Raw genomic sequence first — 19,901 nt, 5'->3', positions numbered from 1 at the left:
GCGACCGGCGGCCGGGCGCCGAGTGCTGCCCGCACCACCCTTCTCCGCGCCCCGCGCGAACTCGTCCCCGCCCGGACCGGCACCCCGCCGACCGGGCTCGCAGCCAAGGAGCCCCGCCCTCATGTCCCTCCTGCTCACCCGCCGCCGCACCGCCGCCGCCGTCCTGACCGCCGCCCTCCTCGTCCCGCTCGCCGCCTGCGGCAACGACGACTCGGGCACGGACAAGGCCAAGGACAGCGGTTCCAGCGCCACGCCCTCCGACGCCGCGTCGGGCGCCCCCAAGGCCGACCTGACCGTGCTGGCCGCCTCCTCGCTGACCGATGTCTTCAAGGAGGCGGGAGCGGCGTACGAGAAGGAGAACCCGGGCACGAAGGTGACGTTCTCCTTCGCGGGCTCCCAGGAGCTGGCCGCCCAGGTCAAGCAGGGCGCCCCCGCCGACGCCCTGGTCACCGCCGACACCAAGACGATGGACGGCCTCTCCGGCGAGACCGGCACCCCGACCGTCATCGCCAAGAACCGCCTGGTCATCGCCGTCGGCGAGGGCAACCCGGAGAAGGTCGAGAACCTGAAGGACCTCTCCGACACCAAGCTGAAGGTCGTCCTGGCCGCCCCCGAGGTGCCGGTGGGCCGCTACAGCCAGCAGATCCTCGACGCGCAGAAGATCGCGGTGAAGCCGGTCTCCCAGGAGCCCAACGTCCGCGCGGTCCTCAGCAAGGTCGAGCTGGGCGAGGCGGACGCCGGGCTCGTCTACAAGACGGACGCCGAGACCGCGCCCGACAAGGTCGACGCGATCGACATCCCGGACGCGGAGAACGCCGTGGCCTCCTACCCGGCCGCCACACTGAAGGGGTCGAAGCACAGCGAGGCCGCCGCCGCGTTCGTCGCCTGGCTCTCGACGCCCACCGCGCAGAAGATCCTCCAGGGCGCGGGCTTCCAGCAGCCGTAACCGCACCGCCGTACCCACCGAGGGGCCCGTACCGTCCTGCGGGCCCCTCACCTCCAGCAGCCGAGGTCACCATGAAACGACCGGAACTCCGCCGTACGCCGGGGGCGCGCGCCCCGCTCCTGCTGACGGTGCCCGCGCTGCTGGCCGTGGCGTTCCTGATGCTGCCGCTGGTCGGCATCCTGGCCCGTACCTCCTGGGGCGAGCTCGGCGCGCACCTCACCGCCGAGCCGACCACGCAGGCGCTCCGCCTCTCCCTCCTCGTCTCGCTCTGGTCGCTGGGCCTCTCGCTGCTGTTCGGGGTGCCGCTGGCCTGGCTGCTGGCCCGGGTGCCGTTCCCCGGCAAGGCCTTCGTGCGCTCGCTGGTGCTGCTGCCGATGGTGCTGCCGCCCACGGTCGGCGGGGTCGCGCTGCTGCTGGCGTTCGGCCGGCGCGGGCTGCTCGGCCCGTGGCTGGAGGACACCTTCGGCGTCACGCTGCCCTTCCACACCTCGGGGGCGGTGGTGGCGGCGACGTTCGTCGCGATGCCGTTCCTGGTCATCTCGCTGGAGGGCGCCCTGGGTGGTCTGCGCCCCCGGTACGAGGAGACCGCCGCGTCCCTCGGAGCCTCGCCGGTACGGGTGTTCCTCACCGTGACCCTGCCGATGGTCGCCCCCGGGCTGATCGCCGGAGCGGCCCTCACCTGGGCGCGGGCGCTCGGTGAGTTCGGCGCCACCATCACCTTCGCCGGGAACCTCCCCGGCACCACGCAGACCCTCCCGCTCCAGGTCTATCTGCTGCTCCAGGAGTCCCCGGAGGCCGCCACCTCGGTCTCGCTGCTGCTCCTGGCCATCGCCATGATCGTGCTCATCGCGCTGCGCGGCCGGTGGACGGGCACCCCGGGCGACCACCAGCGCGAACGGTCCGCCCCGCGCCCGGAGGAGCCGACGACCGGGGATGTCCTGCCCGAACCACTCTCGTACGTACGGGAGAAGGCCCCCGAGTACGTACGTGAGCCGGCCCCCCAGGAGCGCTGGCCCCTGCACGCCGAGGTCACCGGCTTCACCCGCCTCACCCTGGACGCGGCCCCCGGCACCACCCTCGCGGTCGTCGGCCCCAACGGTGCGGGCAAGACGACCCTCCTGCGCGCCCTCCTCGGCCTCACCCCCCGCGCCCACGCCCAACTGCGCCTGGGCGACAGCGATGTGACGGCGCTCCCCCCGCACCGCCGGGGCGTCGCCTGGGTCCCCCAGGACGGTGCGCTCTTCCCGCACCTGAGCGCCCTGACCAACACGGCGTACGGGCTCCGCACCCATGGCGTCCCCCGCGCGGAGGCCCGGCGCGAGGCGCAGTCCTGGCTGGACCGGCTCGGCGTCGGCCACCTGGCCCACCGCAAGCCCGGCCAGCTCTCCGGCGGCCAGGCCCAACGCGTCGCTCTCGCCCGCGCGTTGGCGGCCCGGCCGCGCCTCCTGCTGCTGGACGAGCCGCTCGCCGCCCTCGACCAGACGACCCGGGCCCACGTCCGCCACACCCTGCGCCGGCACCTCGCCGACTTCGGCGGGGTCTGCCTGATCGTCACGCACGACCCGGTCGAGGCGGTCTCCCTGGCCGACCGGGTCCTCGTCCTGGACGACGGCCGGGTCCTCCAGGACGAGCCGCCCGCCGAGGTAACCCGCCACCCCCGCTCCCCCTGGGTGGCCCGGATGCTCGGCCGCAACGCCTGGCCCGGCACCGCCACCGCCGACGGCCTGGACCTGGCGGGCGGCGGCCACCTCGTCGTCGCCGAACCCCTCACCCCGGGCACGGAGGCCCTCGCGGTCATCGCCCCCGAAGCCGTCTCCGTACACCGCGAGAAGCCCACCGGCTCCCCCCGCAACGTCTGGCCCGGCACGGTCCGCGAGATCACCTCGGGCGGCAGCCGGCTCCGCCTCCTCATCACCTCCGACCGGGCGCCGGACCTGGTCGCGGAGATCACCCCGCAGGCGGCGGCCGAGCTACGCATCGCGGACGGCACGGAGGTCTGGACGGGCGTGAAGGCGACCGAGGTGACAGTGGTCCCGCTCTGACCCGGCCAGGTCACGAAAGCATGGCGCGCGCCCCGGCGGGAACGAGGAGACGGGAACCAGACAACTGCCGTACACGTACTCATGTACGACAGGTCCGAGAGATCCGAGAGACGGGGCACCCATGGCACTGTTCGGCAACGCGCACACCATCAACCCGGCCACCGCCCAGCAGGACTACGAACGGCTCCTCGGCCAGGGCGAGCAGGTGCACGCCGCGTTCCTGCTGATCCGCGACACGATCCTGTTCACGGACCGCCGGCTGATCCTCGTCGACAAGCAGGGCATCACCGGCAAGAAGACCGAGTACCACTCCGTGCCGTACCGCAGCATCACGCACTTCGCGGTGGAGACGGCCGGGACGTTCGACCTGGACGCGGAGCTGAAGATCTGGATCTCGGGCAACCCCACCCCGCTCCAGAAGACGTTCACGAAGGGCGTCGACATCTACGAGGTGCAGGCGATACTCACGCAGTTCGTCGCGCGGTAGCTCAGCGGCTCGGCAGCGGTGGTTCAGAAATACGGGCGCAGCCGCGGGTTCGCCGCGCTCCCCGGGGCGGAGTCCCGCAGCCGGGCCACGCGCTCGCGCATCTGCGGCAGCAGCCCGTACAGCACATCGCCCGGGCAGCGGGTCTCGTAGCTGTCGCGGTGGCCGGAGATGACGTTCAGCCGGGCCACCTGGCCCTCGTCGAAGCGGCTCTCGGCGTTCGTCGAGACCAGCTCGACCGTGGCGAGCGGGTCGACGCCGGGCGCCAGCTTCCAGGCCGCGAGCTCCACCAGCGCGTCCATCATCGGCTTCGGCACCTCCGCGCCCGCCCCGAAGTTGCCGATGGCCGCGATGCCGACCGTGTCGGCGTTGAACCCCTTGGTGTGGGCGCCGAGCACCGACCGTCCGACGCCGCCCGCCCGGCCCTCGTAGATGGTGCCGCAGCGGTCGACGAGGAAGTTGTAGCCGATGTCGTCCCAGCCGTCCTTCTCCACGTGATCGGTCTGCACGGCCCGGATCAGCTCGGGGGCGTCCTCGCAGGCGTAGTCGTTGGGGTTGCCGGTGTGGTGGACGAAGACCGCCTTCGCCGCGCCCGTGTACTGCGGGCCCTCCCGGACCAGGCCCTCGTCCGCGTGCCACTCCTGGCGGCTGACGACGGCCGGCTGCGGAAGCCCGCGCGGCGGCCGCGGCCCGGCGGCCGTCTCCCGCCGCTGCTCATCCGGCGTCGGGCCGTCCTGGAACACCAGGACGACCAGGAGCAGCAGCAGGGTGCCCAGGACGATTCGGCGGGACCACATGGACTCCACCCTGCGCGCTGACCTGGGGCGTGTCGCCGAGGGGCAGGCCGTTCGGGTGACCCCTGCCCGGTGAGGGCATTTCATCCGGAATGCGCCGGTGAGGGTGTGTTCTTACGATGAGATCCGGATCACCCGCCGCGCCCTGCGGCGAGCCCGGCCGGATCGAGGAACCATGGCCCACGACGCTGTGCAGGACGGGGAAGGCGGGCGGCGCGACGGCTCGGCGGTCAGCCTCAAGCCGAACGCCATCGGGTTCGTCGACGCCCTCGTCATCGGCCTCAACGCGACCTCCCCCGCCTACTCGCTGGCCGCCGTGATCGGCCCGATCGTGGCCCTCGTGGGGATCTACGCCCCGGGCGTCATGTTCGCCTCCTTCGTGCCGATGCTGCTGATCGCCTCGGCGTTCTACTACCTCAACAAGGTCGACCAGGACTGCGGTACGACGTTCTCCTGGGTGACCCGGGCGATGGGCCCGTGGGCCGGGTGGCTCGGCGGCTGGGCGATCACCATGACCGGCGTGCTGGTCGTCGGTTCGCTGGCCGATGTGGCGGTGAGCTTCACCCTGCTGGCGGTGGGCCTCGACGGCTGGGTCGAGAACGACTTCGCGCGCCAGTTCCTCACCGTGCTGCTGATCATCGTGATGACCGGACTCTGCGTCATCGGCACCGAGCTGTCGGCCAAGGTGCAGAACGTCCTGATCCTCCTCCAGATCGCGTTCCTGCTGGTCTTCGTCGTGGTGGCGCTCTACCGGGTGTACGCGGGCACCACCGGCTTCGACTCCATCGAGCCGTCCGCGAGCTGGCTCGACCCCTTCGGCGCGGGTGGCGCCGCGCTGACCGGCGGGCTGCTGCTCGGGGTGTTCATCTACTGGGGCTGGGAGTCCGCGGTCAACCTCACCGAGGAGACGGAGGACTCGGCGAGCGCCCCGGGCAAGGCGGGCCTGTGGTCCACGGTGGTGCTCCTGGTGACCTACCTGTCGGTCGCCTTCGCGGTCGTCGCCTTCGCGGGGACGGCGTTCCTGGCGGAGAACGCGGGCGAGGAGGAGTTCATCTTCGCCCAGCTCGCCGGGGACGTGCTGGGCGGCTGGGACTGGATCCTGCTGCTGGCCGTCGCCACCTCCGCGATCGCCTCCACCCAGACCACGATCATCCCGGCCTCCCGGACCGCCCTGTCGATGGCCCGCCGTCAGGCGCTGCCGCGCCACTTCGGGCACATCAGCCCCCGGTTCCGTACCCCGGACGTCAGTACGTGGTGGGTCGCCGGGATCGCCATCGCCTGGTACCTGGTGGTCAACCAGATCTCCACCACCGCCCTCTTCGACTCGCTCACCGCCCTCTCCCTCCTGATCGCCTTCTACTACGCGCTCACCGGGGTGGCCTGCGCCGTCTACTACCGGCGCCATCTCACCGAGAGCGTGCGCAACTTCGTCCTCATCGGCCTGGGGCCGGTGGTCGGTGCCGGGCTGCTGACCTGGCTGCTGGTCCGATCGGTGATGGACATGTCCGACCCGGCCAACTCCTACAGCGGCACCTCCTGGTTCGGGCTCGGCCCGCCGCTCGTCATCGGCATCGTGATCTCCCTGGTCGGCGTGATCCTCATGGTGGTGTGGCGGCTGCGCGACGCGGTGTTCTGGCAGGAGCGGCCCGGGGTCGCCGACCCGGAGCTGGTGCACGCCACGACCACGAAGTCCACCGACGGGAAGGAGCGCTGAGATGTCGGTCGTCCTCGGTTACGACGAGTCCCCCGGCGCCGCCCGCGCCCTGCGCATCGCGATCGAGGTGGCGGCCGCGTACGGCGAGGAGCTGGTCCTCGTCTACGGCGCCGCCGCCCCGGGCCTGCGCGACGGGGCCGAGTACCGCAGCCACTACGACGCCATCCGGCAGGCCGGCCGCACCGGCCTGGAGCACGCCTTGGCGGCCGCCGAGGAGGCCGGCGTACCGGCGCGGGTGGAGGTGCTGGACGAGAGCCCCCCGCAGGCGCTCCTGGAGGCGGCCGACCGGCACGGGGCCCGGGTCATCGTGGTCGGCACCTGGGGCGAGAGCCCGATGCGCGGGGCCCTGCTCGGCTCGACCCCGCACAAGCTGCTGCACATGTCCAAGATCCCCGTGCTGTGCGTCCCGACGGAGGACGCGCCCTGAAAGGCGCGGGCCCTCACCACGCCTCCCCGCTCTCCGCCGCCCGGCTCGGCGCGTCCCGCCCCGCACCGCCCTCCTCCTTCCCCAGCAGCCGGAACGCCAGCAGCGGGAACGTCAGCACCGACACCATCGCCGCGGCCACCAGCGCGGCGGCCTCCCCCGCACCGATCACCTTCTCGTCCAGCCCGATCGCGGTGATCGCCACCACCAGCGGCAGACACGTGGACGCGAACAGCGCGAGCGCGGACCGGGGAGCGCGCCCCTTCAGGTCGCGCGGGGCCAGGAGGTACGCCGGTACGCCCCGCACCAGCAGGAACAGCAGCAGGAAGACCGGCAGGAGCAGCAGCGGGCGGCCGCCGTCCAGGAGCGCCCGGAGATCGAAGTCGATGCCCGTGACGACGTAGAAGAACGGCACCAGGAAGCCGAAGCCGATGGCCTCGATCTTCCCCAGGATCTCCCCGCTGCGCTCGGGCACCGCCCCCTGGAGGACCAGCCGGGTCAGCATCCCGGCGGCGAACGCGCCGAGCAGCGTGTCCAGGCCGAAGACATGGGCCAGCCCCAGCATCCCGGCGAGCAGCAGCATCACGAACCGGACCGCGAACTGGCCGCTGCTGTGCAGGGTCATCGCGATGATCCGGGCGAACCACGGGGGCCTCGGCCACATCGCCCAGAACACCGCGCCCACCGTGATCACCGCGAACACCGCCAGCACCGCGCTCGCCGCCCCCGGACTCCGGCCGCTGAACAGCAGGGCCATCGCCACGATCGGCCCGAACTCGCCAACCGCCCCGAACGCCATCACCACCGACCCGAACCTCCCCTCCAGCCGCCCCGAGTCCCGCAGGATCGGCAGCACCGCACCCAGCGCCGTACTGGTGAGCGCGGTGCCGATCACCAGGCTCTTGGCCACATCCGCGCCGCTGAGCAGCAGGGCGATCCCGAGCCCGGCGGCGAGCGAGACCACCCAGGCCCCGCCGGCCCGGCGGAGGGTGGAGCCGCGGACCTCGGCGAACCGGATCTCGTACCCCGCCAGGAAGATCAGCATCGAGAGCCCGAGGTCGGACAGGGTGTCGATGACCTGGTCGTGGTGGGCCCAGCCGAGCACATCGGGCCCCACCAGGATGCCGAGCACGATCTCGAAGATGACGACGGGGACCGACAGCCACCGCCCGGTCGCATAGCCGAGCAGGGGGGCGAGAACCGCCAGGGCCATGATCAGGACGAGGGTCCCGGGGTGCTCCATCGCTCGTGTATAGCAAGGAACGCCCCGGAATCAGCCGCTATGACACCCCGTCACCGACACCGCATCACCGACCCCCATCCCCCCGGTCAGCACCACCCGGTCAGTTCGGGCAGTGGGTGTCCCGGGCGGGCCGCTTCCCGGTCACCAGGAAGTCGCTGACCACCCGGTCCCCGCAGGCGTTGCCGTTGCCCAGATACATCCCGTGCCCGCCCCGCTCGACGGTCACCATCCGGGCCCGCTCCCCGAGCGCCGCCCGCATCTTCAGGGCCCCGGCCAACGGGGTGGCCGGGTCGCGCAGGCTCTGGATCATCAAAATGTTCGACGGGCCCTCGTCGGTTATCCGGGTGGGCCTCGGCTCCTCGTCGTACGTCCAGAAGGCGCACGGGCTGATGTTCACCGGCATCCCGGCCGTCAGCGGATAGCGCGCCCGGTCGGCGGCGACCCGCCCGGCGTACCCGGAGGCCGGTCCCGGCCAGCGCACGTCGTTGCAGACCACCGCCATGGTCAGCGCCGCGTCCTCGTCCGGCAGCGCGCCCGCGAGCTCCGGCGGCAGCACCGGGCGGCCCTCGGCGCCCTGCGCCGACCGGATCAGCCGGGCCAGCGGCGCGAACGCCTGGTCGCTCTGCAGCGCGTTCTGGAGCGCCTGCCGCAGCCCGTTCCCGGTCAGCGGGACGCCGGGCACGTCCGACTCCTTGGGCTCCCGGTCCAGCTCCCGGGCCGACGCGAGGAAGAGCGGCTCCACGTCCTCGGCGCGCCGGGCCAGCCGCAGCCCCTCGGCCTCCCGGGCGGGGTCCGCCGCCCAGGCCGCGAAGTCGGGGAAGCGGAGGGCGACGGCCGGGCCCGCGTTCACCATCCAGCCGTACCCCACCCGCGCCGGGTCCGGGTCGCCGGTGCTGTCCAGGACCAGCCGGTCGACGCGGCCCGGGTGCTCCTGCGCATACACGGCCGCGGCGTAACTGCCGTACGAGTGGCCCCAGACGGACAGCTTCCGCTCGCCCAGCGCGGCGCGCAGCCGGTCCATGTCGCGGGCCTGGTTCCGCGTGCTGAAGGACCGCACCACCGGGCCGCCGTCGCGGGCGCAGGCGGCCGCGGTGCGGCGGGCGCGGTCGACGTTCGCCGAGATCGAGCCGTCCGCCGCGGGCCAGGACCGCAGTGTCACCAGATGCCGGTCCGCCTCGGGTATCCCGCAGCCGGCCCGGGTGGAGGAGCCGACCCCGCGCGGGTCCAGGCTGACCAGGTCGTACGCTCCCTCGGTCGCCGCCCGCAACGCCTCGCCCTTCTGCGCCAGGCGCCGCACCCCCGAGCCGCCGGGACCTCCGGGGAGCACCAGCAGGGTGCCGCGCCGGGCCTCGGGCCGGTCGGTGGGCAGCCGGGTGACCGCCACATCGACGGTGGGCCCGCCGGGGACGCGGTGGTCCAGGGGCACACGGAGCGTCGCGCACTGCTGCCCGGCGGGAACCACCGTCCCTGGGACCGGGTCACAGGGACCCCAGCTGAGCCGGGGCGTGGCGGGGCCCGCCGGGCGGCTGTGCGCCACGGGCGCGCCGGCGGCGGCCAGCGTGCCGGCCGCAGCGGCGGCGGAGACGGTGAGGAGTAAGGCCTTACGGGTCCAGTTCTTCATGCCCCAAGCCTGGTCGGCCCAGGGCCCGCAGCCCATCCGGAAGGCCGGTGGACTCCCGGTGGGACCACCCCCCGCACCACCCTGCGGCACGCACCCGTCACCCGTTCCCCCGCGCCGGAGTGCCGGGGGCCGGAGGGGGCCGTTGAATGCGGAACAGGGCAACACCGGGCCTCCGGGAACGGGCCAGCACAGGACAGGGAGCCGCATGCCGTCGTCACCGGCCTCACAGGCCCGCGCCGGCCGGGAGGCCGCCCCGCACCGCCGGGGCGCGCTGCGCCGCACCGGCGAGTGGTGCGCCCGGCACTTCCTCACCGTCCTCGTGCTGTGGGTCGCCGCGCTCGCCGGGCTCCAGGTCCTCCAGCACGCCTACGGCGGCGACTACTCCGACGACTTCTCGCTCCCCGGCACCCAGTCGCAGGACGGCCTCGACGTCCTGAAGGCGCACGCGCCGCAGGCCGGCGGGTACAGCGCCCAAGTGGTGCTGCACGACGCCGACAAGCCGCTCACCTCGGTCTCCGACCAGGTCGCCACGGCCGTCGCGGACCTGGAGAAGCTGCCCGACGTGCTCTCCGCGCAGAACCCGCTGCCGTCGTCCGGCTCCACCCCGCCCCCGCCGCCCGACCCGAACACCGGGCCGCTCTCCACCGACCAGAAGACCGCCTACATCACCGTCCGTTTCAGCGTGCAGCCCTCCACCCTGGGCGCGTCCTACCTCGACGGGGTCGACGCGGCGGTGAAGCCGCTGCGCTCGGCCGGGGTGGAGGTGGAGTACGGCGGACCGCTCGGCGAACTGGCCCGGCCCGAACCGAGCGACCGCACCAGCGAGGCGATCGGCTTCGGGGTGGCGGTCATCGTCCTGCTGATCGGCTTCGGCAGCCTGCTGGCCGCCGTGCTGCCGCTGGTCACCGCCCTGGTCTGCGCGCTGTGCGGCCTCGCGCTGCTCGGCCTGCTGGCCGCCGCCGCGACCTTCGCGACCGTCTCCCCCACGCTCGCCACGATGATCGGCATCGGCGTCGGCATCGACTACGCCCTCTTCCTGGTCACCCGGCACCGGCAGAACCTGATCGACGGCCAGGACCCGGTGACCGCCGCCGGGAACGCCACCGCCACCAGCGGGCACGCGGTGCTGCTCTCCGGCTGCACGGTGATCATCGCGCTGTCGGGGCTGTGGGTCTCCGGCATCGGGTTCATCGGCAAGCTGGGCCTGGCCGCCGCGGTCACCGTGGTCACGGCGGTGCTCGGCGCCCTCACCCTCGTACCGGCGATCCTCGGTCTCATCGGCCGCCACATCGACCGGGTACGCGTACGGAAGCCGGTCGCCGAGACCGTACCGGCGCAGGACGGCTCGGAGGCGGGCGGCTGGCACCGGTACGCGCAGCGGGTTGAGCGGCGGCCGTGGTGGTTCCTGGCCGGCGGGGTGGTGCTGCTGGCCGTGCTGTCCTTCCCGGTCTTCTTCATCCAGCTCGGCCACATCGGCGACGGCGCCGACCCGAAGTCGTTCACCGACCGGCGCGCCTTCGACCTGATGTCGAGCGCCTTCGGCCCCGGCTCCAACGGCCCGCTGACCCTGGTCATCGACCAGAGCAAGGTGCCGTCCTCCGACCGTTCCGCCCTCGCCGACCAGGCACAGAAGGCCCTCACGAACGTGCCGGACGCGGCCGTGATCACCCCGCTCACCGCCACATCGGACGGCGATGTGCTGACCGCCACCGCCTACTCGGTGGCCTCCCCGCAGGACGAGCGGACCACCTCCCTGACGAACCGGCTCACCGACGACGTCCTGCCGCAGGCCGTCTCCGGCACCGCCGCCGACACCTACGTCACCGGCACGACCGCCGCCCAGGTCGACTTCCTGGACATCGTCTCCAGTCGGCTGCCGCTGATCATCGCGGTCGTCGTGGCCCTGGCCTTCCTGGTGATCCTGGCCGTCTTCCGGGGCCTGCTCGTCGCGGTGAAGGCGGCCGTGCTCAACGTCCTGTCGATCGCCGCCTCGTACGGGGTCGTGGTGGCGGTCTTCCAGTGGGGCTGGGGCGGCCCGGCGCTGGGCGTATCGGGGAAGGTGCCGATCGAGAGCTACGTGCCGATGATGATGTTCGCCATCGTCTTCGGCCTGAGCATGGACTACGAGATCTTCCTGCTCTCCCGTATCCACGAGGCCTGGGTGCGCACCGGGGACGCGCGGGCGAGCGTGGCGCACGCGCTGGAGATCACCGCCCGGGTCATCACCTGCGCGGCGCTGATCATGGTGAGCGTCTTCGCCGCGTTCATCATCAGCGACAACATCGTGGTGAAGATGCTGGGCCTGGGGCTCGCCGCCAGCGTGCTCATCGACGCCACCGTCGTACGGCTGCTGCTGGTCCCGGCGGTGATGACCCTGCTGGGCCGGTCCGCCTGGTGGATCCCGGGCCCGCTGGACCGGATCCTTCCGCATCTGGACGCGGAGGGAGGCGCTCAGGAGTCCGAACAGTCACCGGGGGGAGTGAAGGACATGACGGGCGGAGGGAGCCGCTCCTAGGGTGTCAGGATGCCCTCCCCCCTCACCTCCGAGCAGCCGCGCCCCACCGCCGCCGCCGGAACCCCGGAGACCGGAAAGCCGAAGACCGGAACCCCGGCGACCGGAAAGCCGCCCGACGACGGCCGCGACCACTTCTTCGACAACGCGAAATACCTGGCGATCGTCCTGGTGGCGGTCGGGCACGCGTGGGAGCCGCTGCCGAGCGGGCGGCTGGTGGAAGCCGCGTACACCCTGATCTACACCTTCCACATGCCGGTGTTCATCCTGATCGCGGGGTACTTCTCGCGCGGTTTCGAGCTGCGGCCGGACCGGGTGTGGAAGCTGATCACCAGCCTGCTGGTGCCGTATCTGATCTTCGAGCTCCTCTACACGGCCTTCCACCGCCTCACCCGCGACCCGCAGCTCCCCCTCTCGCTGCTGGAGCCCTACTGGCTGCTGTGGTTCCTGCCCGCGCTGTTCTTCTGGCGGCTCTCCACCCCCATCTGGCAGGCGGTCCGCGCCCCGGTGCTGGTCTCGCTCGCCGTCGCCGCCGTGGCGACCGTGTCACCCGCCGCCGACGGGGCCCTGCCCCTCCAGCGCATCCTGCAGTTCATGCCGTTCTACGTGCTGGGGCTGCGGCTGGGTCCGGAGCACTTCGCGGCTCTGCGGCGTACGTGGGTACGGGTCGTCTCCGTACCGGTCTTCGCGCTCGGGCTGCTGCTCGCGTACTGGCTGGTGCCCCGCACGTCGACGTCGTGGTTCTTCCGGAAGAACAGCGCCCAGGAGATGGACACCGTCGGGTGGGCCGGGCCGATGGCCACGCTCCTGCTGTTCGCGGCGGCCGTCGTGCTGGGCGCGTGCTTCCTGGCCTGGGTGCCCAAGGGGCGCAGCTGGATGACGGCGCTCGGCACCTGCACGCTGTACGGGTACCTGCTGCACGGCTTCGTCGTCCGGGGCCTGCGCAACGGGGGCTTCTACGAGCAGCCGTTCTTCGACACCACGCTGGGCACGGTCACCGTCACCGCCGGCGCGGCCGTCATGGTGACCGCGCTGTGCACCCCGTACGTACGGAGCCTGCTGCGGCCGCTGCTGGAGCCCCGCCTGGAGTGGGCCAAGCAGAAGCCGCCGGCCGCTCGGACGCCTTGACGGGCCGAGGGGCGGGCGGCGAAGGGCCGGGGGCACGGGCTGCGAGGGGGTCAGTGGTCCATGATGACGGTCCGGCCGATGACCGTGACGTGCTCCAGGACGTCCTCCAGCGGATCGTCGATCTGGCCCGTCGCGATCAGGGCCACCTGAGGGCCGTTGTGGGAGTCCGTGTGCGTCTCGTCGGCGTGAGCGGTCGTGGCGGGCAGTACAGCCGCCACCACCGTCACGCCTAACGCGGTCAGCTTCCTCTTCATGCTGTTGATCTTCGCCCGCTCCGGGCACCTCGGCGGGGACCGACGCCGGGCGCGCGGCCACTTGTTACAGAGAGTCGCCTGAGCGCTCGTCGGTGGCCGCCGGGGTCCCCAGCAGCGCGGACGCCGTCTCCAGCGGGGTCGGAGCAGTGGCCGGGGCGGCGGCAGCGGCCGTCTCGGCGGTACGGCAGGTGAAGCCGAGCTTGGAGAGCGCCCGGACGACCTCGGCGGAGGAGAAGTCACGCCGGTCCTGCCGGGTGATCACCTCGCCGACCTGCTTGACCGGGTAGACACGGCGGCTGATGACCACCGCGTCCCCGGTGACGGGTTCGGGCTTGATGCCCTTCATCGAGTTCTCCACCTCGTCCTTGTACAGGTCGAAGGGGAAGCGGGCGATGACACAGCGCATGGGTCCTCAACAGGGTCGAGTGGCTGGGGGGCCGCACGGCGGAGCCGTACGGGGAGGGTGGCGGCGCACGCGCGCCGCCACCCCGCGCCGGCTACGCGGCGCGGTTGGCCCGGCGCTGCGCGGCGGCCGCACGCGCCTCCGGCGTCGGCACGGCCGGGCCACGGCCGCGACGGGCCGGGGCCCCGCCGCCGCGCTTGGTGCCGCGCCCCATGAACGCGCCACCGCCGCTGCGACCGGAGCGCTCCTTGGGCGGGGAGGTGATGACCACCGGGACGCCCGAGGGCGCCTGCGCACCGGTGATCCGGCTCAGCTCGGCCTCGCCGGAGCGGACCTGGGCGATCTGCGGGGTGATCCCGGCGTCCATCATCAGGCGGGTCATCTCGCGGCGCTGGTTCGGCAGCACCAGCGTGACGACGCTGCCGGACTCCCCGGCCCGGGCGGTACGGCCGCCGCGGTGCAGGTAGTCCTTGTGGTCGCTCGGCGGGTCCACGTTGACGACGAGGTCGAGGTTGTCGACGTGGATGCCGCGCGCCGCGACGTTCGTGGCGACGAGGACCGTGACGTGCCCGGTCTTGAACCGCTCCAGGGTGCGGGTGCGCTGCGGCTGGGACTTGCCGCCGTGCAGCGCGGCCGCCCGGACCCCGCTGTGCAGCAGGTGGTCGGTGAGCTTGTCCACCGCGTGCTTGGTGTCCAGGAACATGATCACGCGCCCGTCGCGGGCGGCGATCTCCGTGGTGGTGGCGTACTTGTCGGCGCCCTGGACGTAGAGCACGTGGTGCTCCATCGTCGTGACGGCACCGGCGGCCGGGTCGACGGAGTGGACGACCGGGTCGTTGAGGTAGCGCTTGACGAGCAGGTCGACGTTGCGGTCGAGCGTCGCGGAGAAGAGCATCCGCTGCCCCTCCGGGTTCACCTGGTCGAGCAGCTCGGTGACCTGCGGCATGAAGCCCATGTCGGCCATCTGGTCGGCCTCGTCGAGGACGGTGATGGTGACCCGGTCCAGCCGGCAGTCGCCACGCTCGATGAGGTCCTTGAGCCGGCCCGGCGTCGCGACGACGACTTCGGCGCCGCCGCGCAGCGCGCTGGCCTGGCGGCCGATGGACATGCCGCCCACGACGGTGGCGATGCGGAGCTTGAGCGACCGGGCGTACGGGGTGAGCGCGTCGGTGACCTGCTGGGCCAGCTCCCGCGTGGGGACGAGCACGAGGGCGAGCGGGCGCTTGGCGTCGGCGCGGCGGCCCTCGGTACGGGCCAGCAGGGCGAGGCCGAAGGCGAGGGTCTTGCCCGAGCCGGTGCGGCCACGGCCGAGCACGTCACGGCCGGCCAGCGAGTTCGGCAGGGTGGCCGCCTGGATCGGGAACGGGACGGTCATGCCCTCGGCGACGAGCGCCGCCTTGAGCGTGGCGGGCATCTCCAGCTCGTCGAAGGTCTCGGCGGCGGGCAGCGCCGGGGTGATGGTCACCGGCAGGGCGAACTCGCCCTTCAGCGCCGAGCTGCGACGGCTGGAGCCACCGGAGCGCTTCGGGCCGCCACCGAACCCGGCGGCGCGGCGCTCGCCACCGCCGGAGTAGCGGGGGGCGCCGCCGCTGCGGCCACCGGAGGGGGAGCCGGAGCGGCCGCGGCCGAATCGGTCGTTGGAGCGGGGGGTGCGTTCGCGGTTCATGCAGAACCTTTCCTCGATGGGGCACGTTGGCACGTATCGAGGGATTCTTTTTCGGGAAGCGACCGTGAACGGCACCCAGAATCGCAAGAACGAGCCGATGAAATGACAAAGCGTGAGAGCGAAGCCCGGCCGCCGGGAATACGTGCACCGGAGGCGGCTTCGGCAGGGGGCGCGCTCCGCGGGCCCCGGAAACAGCAACGAGCTGGGGCCCGCACCCCAAGGTGCGGGCCCCAGCTGCGCAGAACTACCTGAGCGATCAGGCGGGGGTGATGTTCTCGGCCTGCGGGCCCTTCTGGCCCTGCGTGACGTCGAAGTTCACCTTCTGGCCCTCCTGCAGCTCGCGGAAGCCGGAGGCGGCGATGTTGGAGTAGTGGGCGAAGACGTCAGCGCCGCCGCCGTCCTGCTCGATGAAGCCGAAGCCCTTTTCCGAGTTGAACCACTTCACGGTGCCAGTAGCCATGTCATATCTCCTTAGGGGAGGGGCAGTGCCCGCGGGCCCACACTCTGCGGACCCCACGTCGCCGCGATGATTACCCCGTCCGGAAGAGCACCGGAAAACTTGCTAAGTTTTTGGGAACCACAACTGCAACTGAGATCAACAGTAGCACGGCGGCACCGGGAGAGGCCGGATCAATATCACGCCGGATGGGGGAACAAATTGGGCGGGGCAAAAAGCCTCACCGCGCATTGAGTGAAATTCTGCGGCGCCGAATGCAGATATGTTCGCGGGCGCGCGCTCAGCGCTCGGCGGGACGGCTCAGCGCTCGGTGGAGCCGCGCAGCTCTTCGTTGAGGCGGAGCGCCTCTTCGAGCTGGTCCTCCAGGATGACGATGCGGCAGGCGGCCTCGACGGGCGTGCCGGCGTCGACCAGCTCGCGGGCGCGGGCGGCGATGCGCAACTGGTAGCGGGAGTAACGGCGGTGGCCGCCCTCGGACCGCAGCGGCGTGATCAGCCGGGCCTCACCGATCGCCCGCAGGAAACCCGGCGTCGCCCCGATCATCTCGGCGGCGCGCCCCATCGTGTAGGCGGGGTAGTCGTCGTCGTCGAGCCGGTCGATGGCGTGCGAGGGGGTCTCCGGGGGCATCTGCACCTCTTCTGTCACGCATGACCGAGGGCCCGGGGGCGCCGTACGCCTGCGGGGTGCCCCTCTGCTGCGTACCGCTGTTTCACCTGACTGCACAAGAAACCCTAATCGCCCGGGAAGGACATGTCTATCGCGGCCGGAACAGGTTTCGGCCACCGGCGGCGGGGCGATGGCCGACATGCCGGTGGAACTGACCGACTGGTCAGTTGTCGTCGGGCGGACCGCGGGGCCATAATGCAGGCGTAGCCCTTCACGCATCCCCCGTCGTGAAGGGCTACACCCCTGTCCGGAGACGGTTGCCGGGGGCGTCGGTCATCACGGGCAAGGGACTCCCCTCGTGGTCCCCTGCCCGTGTTTTTTCGAGTTAACAGTGACGTAGAGTGTTTGCGCAAGCTCAGTTCCGACTCCGAGGTGAGCATGGAGGCCCGGATGACCACGGTCGACGGTGACGAACCCGGTACGGAACGGAACGAACCGCCCGAGCCGTCCGGCTGCCCGCCCCCGCTGAACTCGCTGCGGGAAAAAGTCGAGTACATGGTCGAGAAGACCTTCCCCGGCCAGAAGATCTCGGGCCGGGTCTTCGCGGAGCTGGTGCGGGAGCGCGGCGGATCACTCTCGCACAGCTACTTCTCCAACATCCTCGCCGGCAAGGTCACCCAGCCGTCGGAGGAGATCCTCAAGGCCTTGGGGCTGGGGTTCGGCGTCGACTGGCGCTTCTTCAAGGAGGAGTCCGAGGTCGTCGACGACGTCGTGGCGGGGCTCCAGTTCCTGGCCAAGCGGCGGACCGGGGAGATCAGCGGGGTGGCGGGCCGGGGGCTGGACGACGAGGGGCTCCCGCCGGAGCTGCTGCAGTTCGCGCTCTCCCTGCTGGAGGACGCGGCGCGGGACAGCTCGCGGCAGGACACCCCGCACGGCAGCCCGCACAGCAGCCCGCACGACAGTCAGCACAACAGCCCGCAGGGGCGAGCGGGCGAGAGCTCGGGGGCGAGGTCGCCGAACCGCCCGCACGGCACGTAGCGTCGGTGTCATGTCCCTGCGGAAGCTGCGCAAAGAGTGCGAGGCACAGCTCGCCGACCTGCCCATCCCGGCCCCGTTCTCGCTGACCGGCCTGGTCGCCAACATGGAGGCGGCGCGCGGCCGCACCATCCGGCTGCACGAGATGCCCGACCGGCTCGCCCGCGTCAACGCCGCCTGCGGACTGCGCCTGAAGGCCGGGAACACCAGCCTCGTCCTCTACCGCCGCAGGCCGACCGCGTACCAGACCGAGCACGTCATCCTGCACGAGCTCTGCCACGAGTGGTTCGATCACGGGACGACCCTCGACGCCGAGCAACTGCGCACGCTGCTCCCGGTCTTCGACACCTCGCTGATCGCCCGGATGATCTCCCCCGAGGCCGCCGCGTCCTTCGCCTCCGGCGGCTCCACCGTGCAGGCCCGCGCGCAGTACGCCACCCACGACGAACGCATGGCCGAATTCGGTGCCTCCCTGATCCCCCGGATGGCGCGGGACCTCACCACCGATGACATGGTGGGGCGGCTGACCGACTCCCTGTCCCGCCCGGTGGCCCACCGCCGACGCGGACCGTTCCCCCTGATCTCCCGGATCCGCCGGATCCCCAAGACCCCCCGGAAACCGCTGTGACCCCCCTCGATCTCGCCGGCTACCTGATAGCCGGCCTGATGACAGCCGTTGCCCTGTGGCGTATGCCCGCTGCCCTGTGGGGAGACGAGGAGGACCGCAGACGGCGGGCCCTGTGGGGCTGCTACGCCGGATTCGCGATCGCCCTGTGGACGAAGACCGAGGCCGTGCGCACCGGACTCAACAACAGTGCCGTCACCGACCTCGCCGTCCTCATCAAGCACTACACCGCGACGGTGGCGATTCTGGCCATCCTCAGCTACATCGTCGCCATCTACGGCAGCTACCCGGAGGCGGGCGCCGTCCCCCGCCACGTTCGGTTCGCCCGGCTCGTCCAGCAGGTCGCGGCGAAGGCCTCCGTGGCCACGCTGATCCTGCTGACCGTCCTCTTCTTCACCGTGGTCGACCGCTCGGTCCCCTCCGACCGCTTCGTCTCCGACCACGCCGGCGAGTGGGGCGCCACGCTCTACATGAGCGTCTTCTACCTCTACCTCGGCGCCGCCTCCGCCGTCTGCGCCTTCCAGTGGGCGCTGGCCACCGCCGACGCGCACCGCCGCCATCTGCGCATCGGGCTCGGGATGATGACGTTCGCGATGTTCATCGGCGTCGGCTACACCGTCAGCCGGACCCTGTTCCTCTGGGTCAGCGTGGTGGACGAGCCCAGCGAGGCGTTCGCCCTCCGCTTCGACCAGGTGACCGAGGCGGCGCAGCTGGTCCTCTTCGCCTTCTTCGCCCTCGGCGCGTCCGTCCCCGCCTTCAGCACCGGCGCACGCCGGGTGCGGCTGTGGCGGGCCCAGGTCCGGCTGCACGCCCTCTGGTACGAGCTGATGGCGTCCTTCCCCGACCAGCCCTTCGACCCGCCCGCCTCCCTGCCCCGGGAGCTCACCCGGTTCAGCGCCCCGGCCGACCTGCGCGTCGACCGGTGGGCCGCCGACATCGCGGACGCGGTGGAGAAGCTGCGCCATTACGTCCCCGACGAGCTGGTGGCCGCGTCCGAGGAGGCCGCCGCCCGGGACACCGCCGACACCGGCCGGGCGGCGGCGCTCGGCGACGCGTACTGGATCCGGGCCGCCCTGCTCGCCAAGGAGTCCGGCGCGCCCGCGGGCCCCGCCGCCGCGGTCGCCGCCCAGCAGGCCGCCGACCAGGACGGCGAGGTGGCCCGGCTGGAGCGGGTCGCCGCCGCGTACAAGACGGTCACGGTGGAGCGCGCCCGCGAGGTGCTCGGGGCGGCGACGGCCCGTACAGCGGAGACGACACGTACATCGGCGACCGCCCGTACAGCGGAGACGACGGAGCAGACCTCATGAGCACCACGACCACCACGGCCGGGACGACCACCCTCGCGCGGACCGTCACCGACGTGCTCCAGCCCCGCAACGCCCTGCTGGCCGGGATGCTCGGCATCGGGCTCGCCGCGGCGGGCGACTGGACCGGGCTGCTCTGGGGGTTCCTCGGGGCGCTCTGCGCCGGGCTGATCCCGGCCGGGTACATCGAGTGGGAGCGCGGGCGCGGCACCTGGGGCGACCGCCATGTCGTGGACCGTACGAAGCGGGCGCCGATCTTCTTCGTCATCCTCGGCTCGATCGGGGCGGGTTCGGTGGTGATGGTCCTCGGGAACGCGCCGGGCGGCATCCTCGTCGCGATGCTCGCGCTCTGGGTGATGACGATCGGGCTGCTGGCCGTCAACACGGTGTGGAAGATCTCGGTCGACTCGGCGGTGGCCTCGGCGGTGGTGGCCCTGCTCGCGGTCGTGCACTCCCCGTGGTGGCTGGCCGCGTACGCGCTGACGGTCGCCGTCTGCTGGTCACGGGTGGCCCTCGGCTACCACACGGTCGCGCAGACCGTGGCCGGCGCGGCACTGGGGGCGGCGACGACGGTGGCGTACGCGTTCGGGGGCTGACGAGCGGTCACGGGGGCCGGGTACGCGTCCGGGGCTGACGAGGGATC

Annotated in this window: 19 protein-coding genes; 11 read left to right on the top strand and 8 right to left on the bottom strand. The window is 72.2% G+C overall.

Translation table 11 applies throughout. From position 1 onward, the window contains the following. Positions 1-121 precede the first annotated feature (121 nt). The 3 genes from modA to R2B67_RS18785 all read left to right on the top strand — a co-directional run bounded on the left by modA (position 122) and on the right by R2B67_RS18785 (position 3,475). A complete protein-coding gene (gene modA / locus R2B67_RS18795; RefSeq protein ID WP_317819676.1) occupies positions 122-946 on the top strand; it encodes a molybdate ABC transporter substrate-binding protein in 825 nt (274 codons plus the stop codon). Between the two features lie 71 nt (positions 947-1,017). Then, positions 1,018-2,988: an ABC transporter permease gene (locus tag R2B67_RS18790; RefSeq protein WP_317819674.1), complete on the top strand. Its 1,971-nt coding sequence runs from the start codon at positions 1,018-1,020 to the stop codon at positions 2,986-2,988. 121 nt (positions 2,989-3,109) lie between these two features. Continuing rightward, positions 3,110-3,475, top strand: a complete 366-nt coding sequence (locus tag R2B67_RS18785) for a PH domain-containing protein (RefSeq protein ID WP_018514034.1) — start codon at positions 3,110-3,112, stop codon at positions 3,473-3,475. A gap of 23 nt (positions 3,476-3,498) precedes the next feature. On the opposite strand, the gene R2B67_RS18780 is transcribed toward R2B67_RS18785, so the two are convergent. Beyond that, complete coding sequence (locus tag R2B67_RS18780; RefSeq protein ID WP_317819672.1) at positions 3,499-4,269, bottom strand: peptidoglycan recognition protein family protein; 771 nt, start codon at positions 4,267-4,269, stop codon at positions 3,499-3,501. 172 nt (positions 4,270-4,441) lie between these two features. Here R2B67_RS18780 and R2B67_RS18775 point away from each other — a divergent pair, with 172 nt between their 5' ends. Together R2B67_RS18775 and R2B67_RS18770 are read left to right on the top strand one after the other, a co-directional pair. After that, on the top strand, positions 4,442-5,980 hold the full coding sequence (locus R2B67_RS18775; RefSeq protein WP_317819670.1) for an APC family permease: 1,539 nt from the start codon (positions 4,442-4,444) through the stop codon (positions 5,978-5,980). 1 nt (position 5,981) lies between these two features. After that, positions 5,982-6,407 carry a universal stress protein gene (locus R2B67_RS18770; protein ID WP_018514031.1) on the top strand — a complete coding sequence of 142 codons (426 nt, stop codon included), beginning with the start codon at positions 5,982-5,984 and terminating at the stop codon, positions 6,405-6,407. Between the two features lie 13 nt (positions 6,408-6,420). Here R2B67_RS18770 and R2B67_RS18765 read toward each other — a convergent pair whose 3' ends face one another. Next, complete coding sequence (locus R2B67_RS18765) at positions 6,421-7,647, bottom strand: cation:proton antiporter (protein ID WP_317819668.1); 1,227 nt, start codon at positions 7,645-7,647, stop codon at positions 6,421-6,423. Between the two features lie 100 nt (positions 7,648-7,747). Beyond that, positions 7,748-9,268: an alpha/beta hydrolase gene (locus R2B67_RS18760; protein ID WP_317819667.1), complete on the bottom strand. Its 1,521-nt coding sequence runs from the start codon at positions 9,266-9,268 to the stop codon at positions 7,748-7,750. A 205-nt stretch (positions 9,269-9,473) separates the two neighbouring features. On the opposite strand from R2B67_RS18760, the gene R2B67_RS18755 reads away from it, so the two are divergent. Continuing rightward, on the top strand, positions 9,474-11,783 hold the full coding sequence (locus R2B67_RS18755) for an MMPL family transporter (protein WP_317819666.1): 2,310 nt from the start codon (positions 9,474-9,476) through the stop codon (positions 11,781-11,783). 9 nt (positions 11,784-11,792) lie between these two features. Then, the gene (locus tag R2B67_RS18750) at positions 11,793-12,908 is read left to right on the top strand and encodes an acyltransferase family protein (protein ID WP_317819664.1); all 1,116 of its coding nucleotides are present in this window, start codon (positions 11,793-11,795) and stop codon (positions 12,906-12,908) included. Positions 12,909-12,958: 50 nt separating this feature from the next. Here the strand turns inward: R2B67_RS18750 and R2B67_RS18745 are convergent, their stop codons facing one another. The 5 genes from R2B67_RS18745 to R2B67_RS18725 all read right to left on the bottom strand — a co-directional run bounded on the left by R2B67_RS18745 (position 12,959) and on the right by R2B67_RS18725 (position 16,315). Beyond that, a complete protein-coding gene (locus tag R2B67_RS18745; protein ID WP_317819662.1) occupies positions 12,959-13,162 on the bottom strand; it encodes a hypothetical protein in 204 nt (67 codons plus the stop codon). A 64-nt stretch (positions 13,163-13,226) separates the two neighbouring features. Further along, positions 13,227-13,568: an SCO5918 family protein gene (locus R2B67_RS18740; RefSeq protein ID WP_018514025.1), complete on the bottom strand. Its 342-nt coding sequence runs from the start codon at positions 13,566-13,568 to the stop codon at positions 13,227-13,229. 91 nt (positions 13,569-13,659) lie between these two features. After that, on the bottom strand, positions 13,660-15,231 hold the full coding sequence (locus tag R2B67_RS18735; protein ID WP_317819660.1) for a DEAD/DEAH box helicase: 1,572 nt from the start codon (positions 15,229-15,231) through the stop codon (positions 13,660-13,662). Between the two features lie 256 nt (positions 15,232-15,487). Further along, positions 15,488-15,691, bottom strand: a complete 204-nt coding sequence (locus R2B67_RS18730) for a cold-shock protein (protein ID WP_003967653.1) — start codon at positions 15,689-15,691, stop codon at positions 15,488-15,490. Positions 15,692-15,988: 297 nt separating this feature from the next. Beyond that, positions 15,989-16,315: a MerR family transcriptional regulator gene (locus R2B67_RS18725; protein ID WP_109978499.1), complete on the bottom strand. Its 327-nt coding sequence runs from the start codon at positions 16,313-16,315 to the stop codon at positions 15,989-15,991. A 384-nt stretch (positions 16,316-16,699) separates the two neighbouring features. On the opposite strand from R2B67_RS18725, the gene R2B67_RS18720 reads away from it, so the two are divergent. The 4 genes from R2B67_RS18720 to R2B67_RS18705 are packed head-to-tail and all read left to right on the top strand — an operon-like array spanning position 16,700 to position 19,854. Continuing rightward, positions 16,700-17,332: a hypothetical protein gene (locus tag R2B67_RS18720; RefSeq protein WP_317819656.1), complete on the top strand. Its 633-nt coding sequence runs from the start codon at positions 16,700-16,702 to the stop codon at positions 17,330-17,332. Between the two features lie 10 nt (positions 17,333-17,342). Beyond that, on the top strand, positions 17,343-17,957 hold the full coding sequence (locus tag R2B67_RS18715) for a toxin (protein WP_317819654.1): 615 nt from the start codon (positions 17,343-17,345) through the stop codon (positions 17,955-17,957). After that, entirely contained in the window at positions 17,954-19,261 is a 1,308-nt protein-coding gene (locus R2B67_RS18710) for an MAB_1171c family putative transporter (protein WP_317819652.1), read from the top strand. Before R2B67_RS18715 ends, R2B67_RS18710 begins: the two co-directional genes overlap by 4 nt. Beyond that, positions 19,258-19,854, top strand: a complete 597-nt coding sequence (locus R2B67_RS18705) for a hypothetical protein (RefSeq protein ID WP_317819650.1) — start codon at positions 19,258-19,260, stop codon at positions 19,852-19,854. The genes R2B67_RS18710 and R2B67_RS18705 overlap by 4 nt, the downstream gene beginning before the upstream one ends. The last annotated feature ends 47 nt before the right edge of the window (positions 19,855-19,901 follow it).

The sequence above is a fragment of the Streptomyces cyaneofuscatus genome, assembly GCF_033109485.1.
Lineage (GTDB): Bacteria > Actinomycetota > Actinomycetes > Streptomycetales > Streptomycetaceae > Streptomyces > Streptomyces cyaneofuscatus.
The sequence above is the reverse complement of the archived record's forward strand: the minus strand, read 5'-3'. Positions and strand labels throughout refer to the sequence as shown.

Excerpts from the sequence above, each read along its gene's own strand:
- R2B67_RS18750 (WP_317819664.1), top strand. The coding sequence starts at position 11,793 with ATGCCCTCCCCCCTCACCTCCGAGCAGCCGCGCCCCACCGCCGCCGCC.
- R2B67_RS18755 (WP_317819666.1), top strand. The coding sequence starts at position 9,474 with ATGCCGTCGTCACCGGCCTCACAGGCCCGCGCCGGCCGGGAGGCCGCC.
- R2B67_RS18760 (WP_317819667.1), bottom strand. The coding sequence starts at position 9,268 with ATGAAGAACTGGACCCGTAAGGCCTTACTCCTCACCGTCTCCGCCGCC.
- modA (WP_317819676.1), top strand. The coding sequence starts at position 122 with ATGTCCCTCCTGCTCACCCGCCGCCGCACCGCCGCCGCCGTCCTGACC.
- R2B67_RS18770 (WP_018514031.1), top strand. The coding sequence starts at position 5,982 with ATGTCGGTCGTCCTCGGTTACGACGAGTCCCCCGGCGCCGCCCGCGCC.
- R2B67_RS18790 (WP_317819674.1), top strand. The coding sequence starts at position 1,018 with ATGAAACGACCGGAACTCCGCCGTACGCCGGGGGCGCGCGCCCCGCTC.
- R2B67_RS18725 (WP_109978499.1), bottom strand. The coding sequence starts at position 16,315 with ATGCCCCCGGAGACCCCCTCGCACGCCATCGACCGGCTCGACGACGAC.
- R2B67_RS18780 (WP_317819672.1), bottom strand. The coding sequence starts at position 4,269 with ATGTGGTCCCGCCGAATCGTCCTGGGCACCCTGCTGCTGCTCCTGGTC.
- R2B67_RS18785 (WP_018514034.1), top strand. The coding sequence starts at position 3,110 with ATGGCACTGTTCGGCAACGCGCACACCATCAACCCGGCCACCGCCCAG.
- R2B67_RS18730 (WP_003967653.1), bottom strand. The coding sequence starts at position 15,691 with ATGGCTACTGGCACCGTGAAGTGGTTCAACTCGGAAAAGGGCTTCGGC.
- R2B67_RS18765 (WP_317819668.1), bottom strand. The coding sequence starts at position 7,647 with ATGGAGCACCCCGGGACCCTCGTCCTGATCATGGCCCTGGCGGTTCTC.
- R2B67_RS18735 (WP_317819660.1), bottom strand. The coding sequence starts at position 15,231 with ATGAACCGCGAACGCACCCCCCGCTCCAACGACCGATTCGGCCGCGGC.
- R2B67_RS18740 (WP_018514025.1), bottom strand. The coding sequence starts at position 13,568 with ATGCGCTGTGTCATCGCCCGCTTCCCCTTCGACCTGTACAAGGACGAG.
- R2B67_RS18715 (WP_317819654.1), top strand. The coding sequence starts at position 17,343 with ATGTCCCTGCGGAAGCTGCGCAAAGAGTGCGAGGCACAGCTCGCCGAC.
- R2B67_RS18775 (WP_317819670.1), top strand. The coding sequence starts at position 4,442 with ATGGCCCACGACGCTGTGCAGGACGGGGAAGGCGGGCGGCGCGACGGC.
- R2B67_RS18745 (WP_317819662.1), bottom strand. The coding sequence starts at position 13,162 with ATGAAGAGGAAGCTGACCGCGTTAGGCGTGACGGTGGTGGCGGCTGTA.
- R2B67_RS18705 (WP_317819650.1), top strand. The coding sequence starts at position 19,258 with ATGAGCACCACGACCACCACGGCCGGGACGACCACCCTCGCGCGGACC.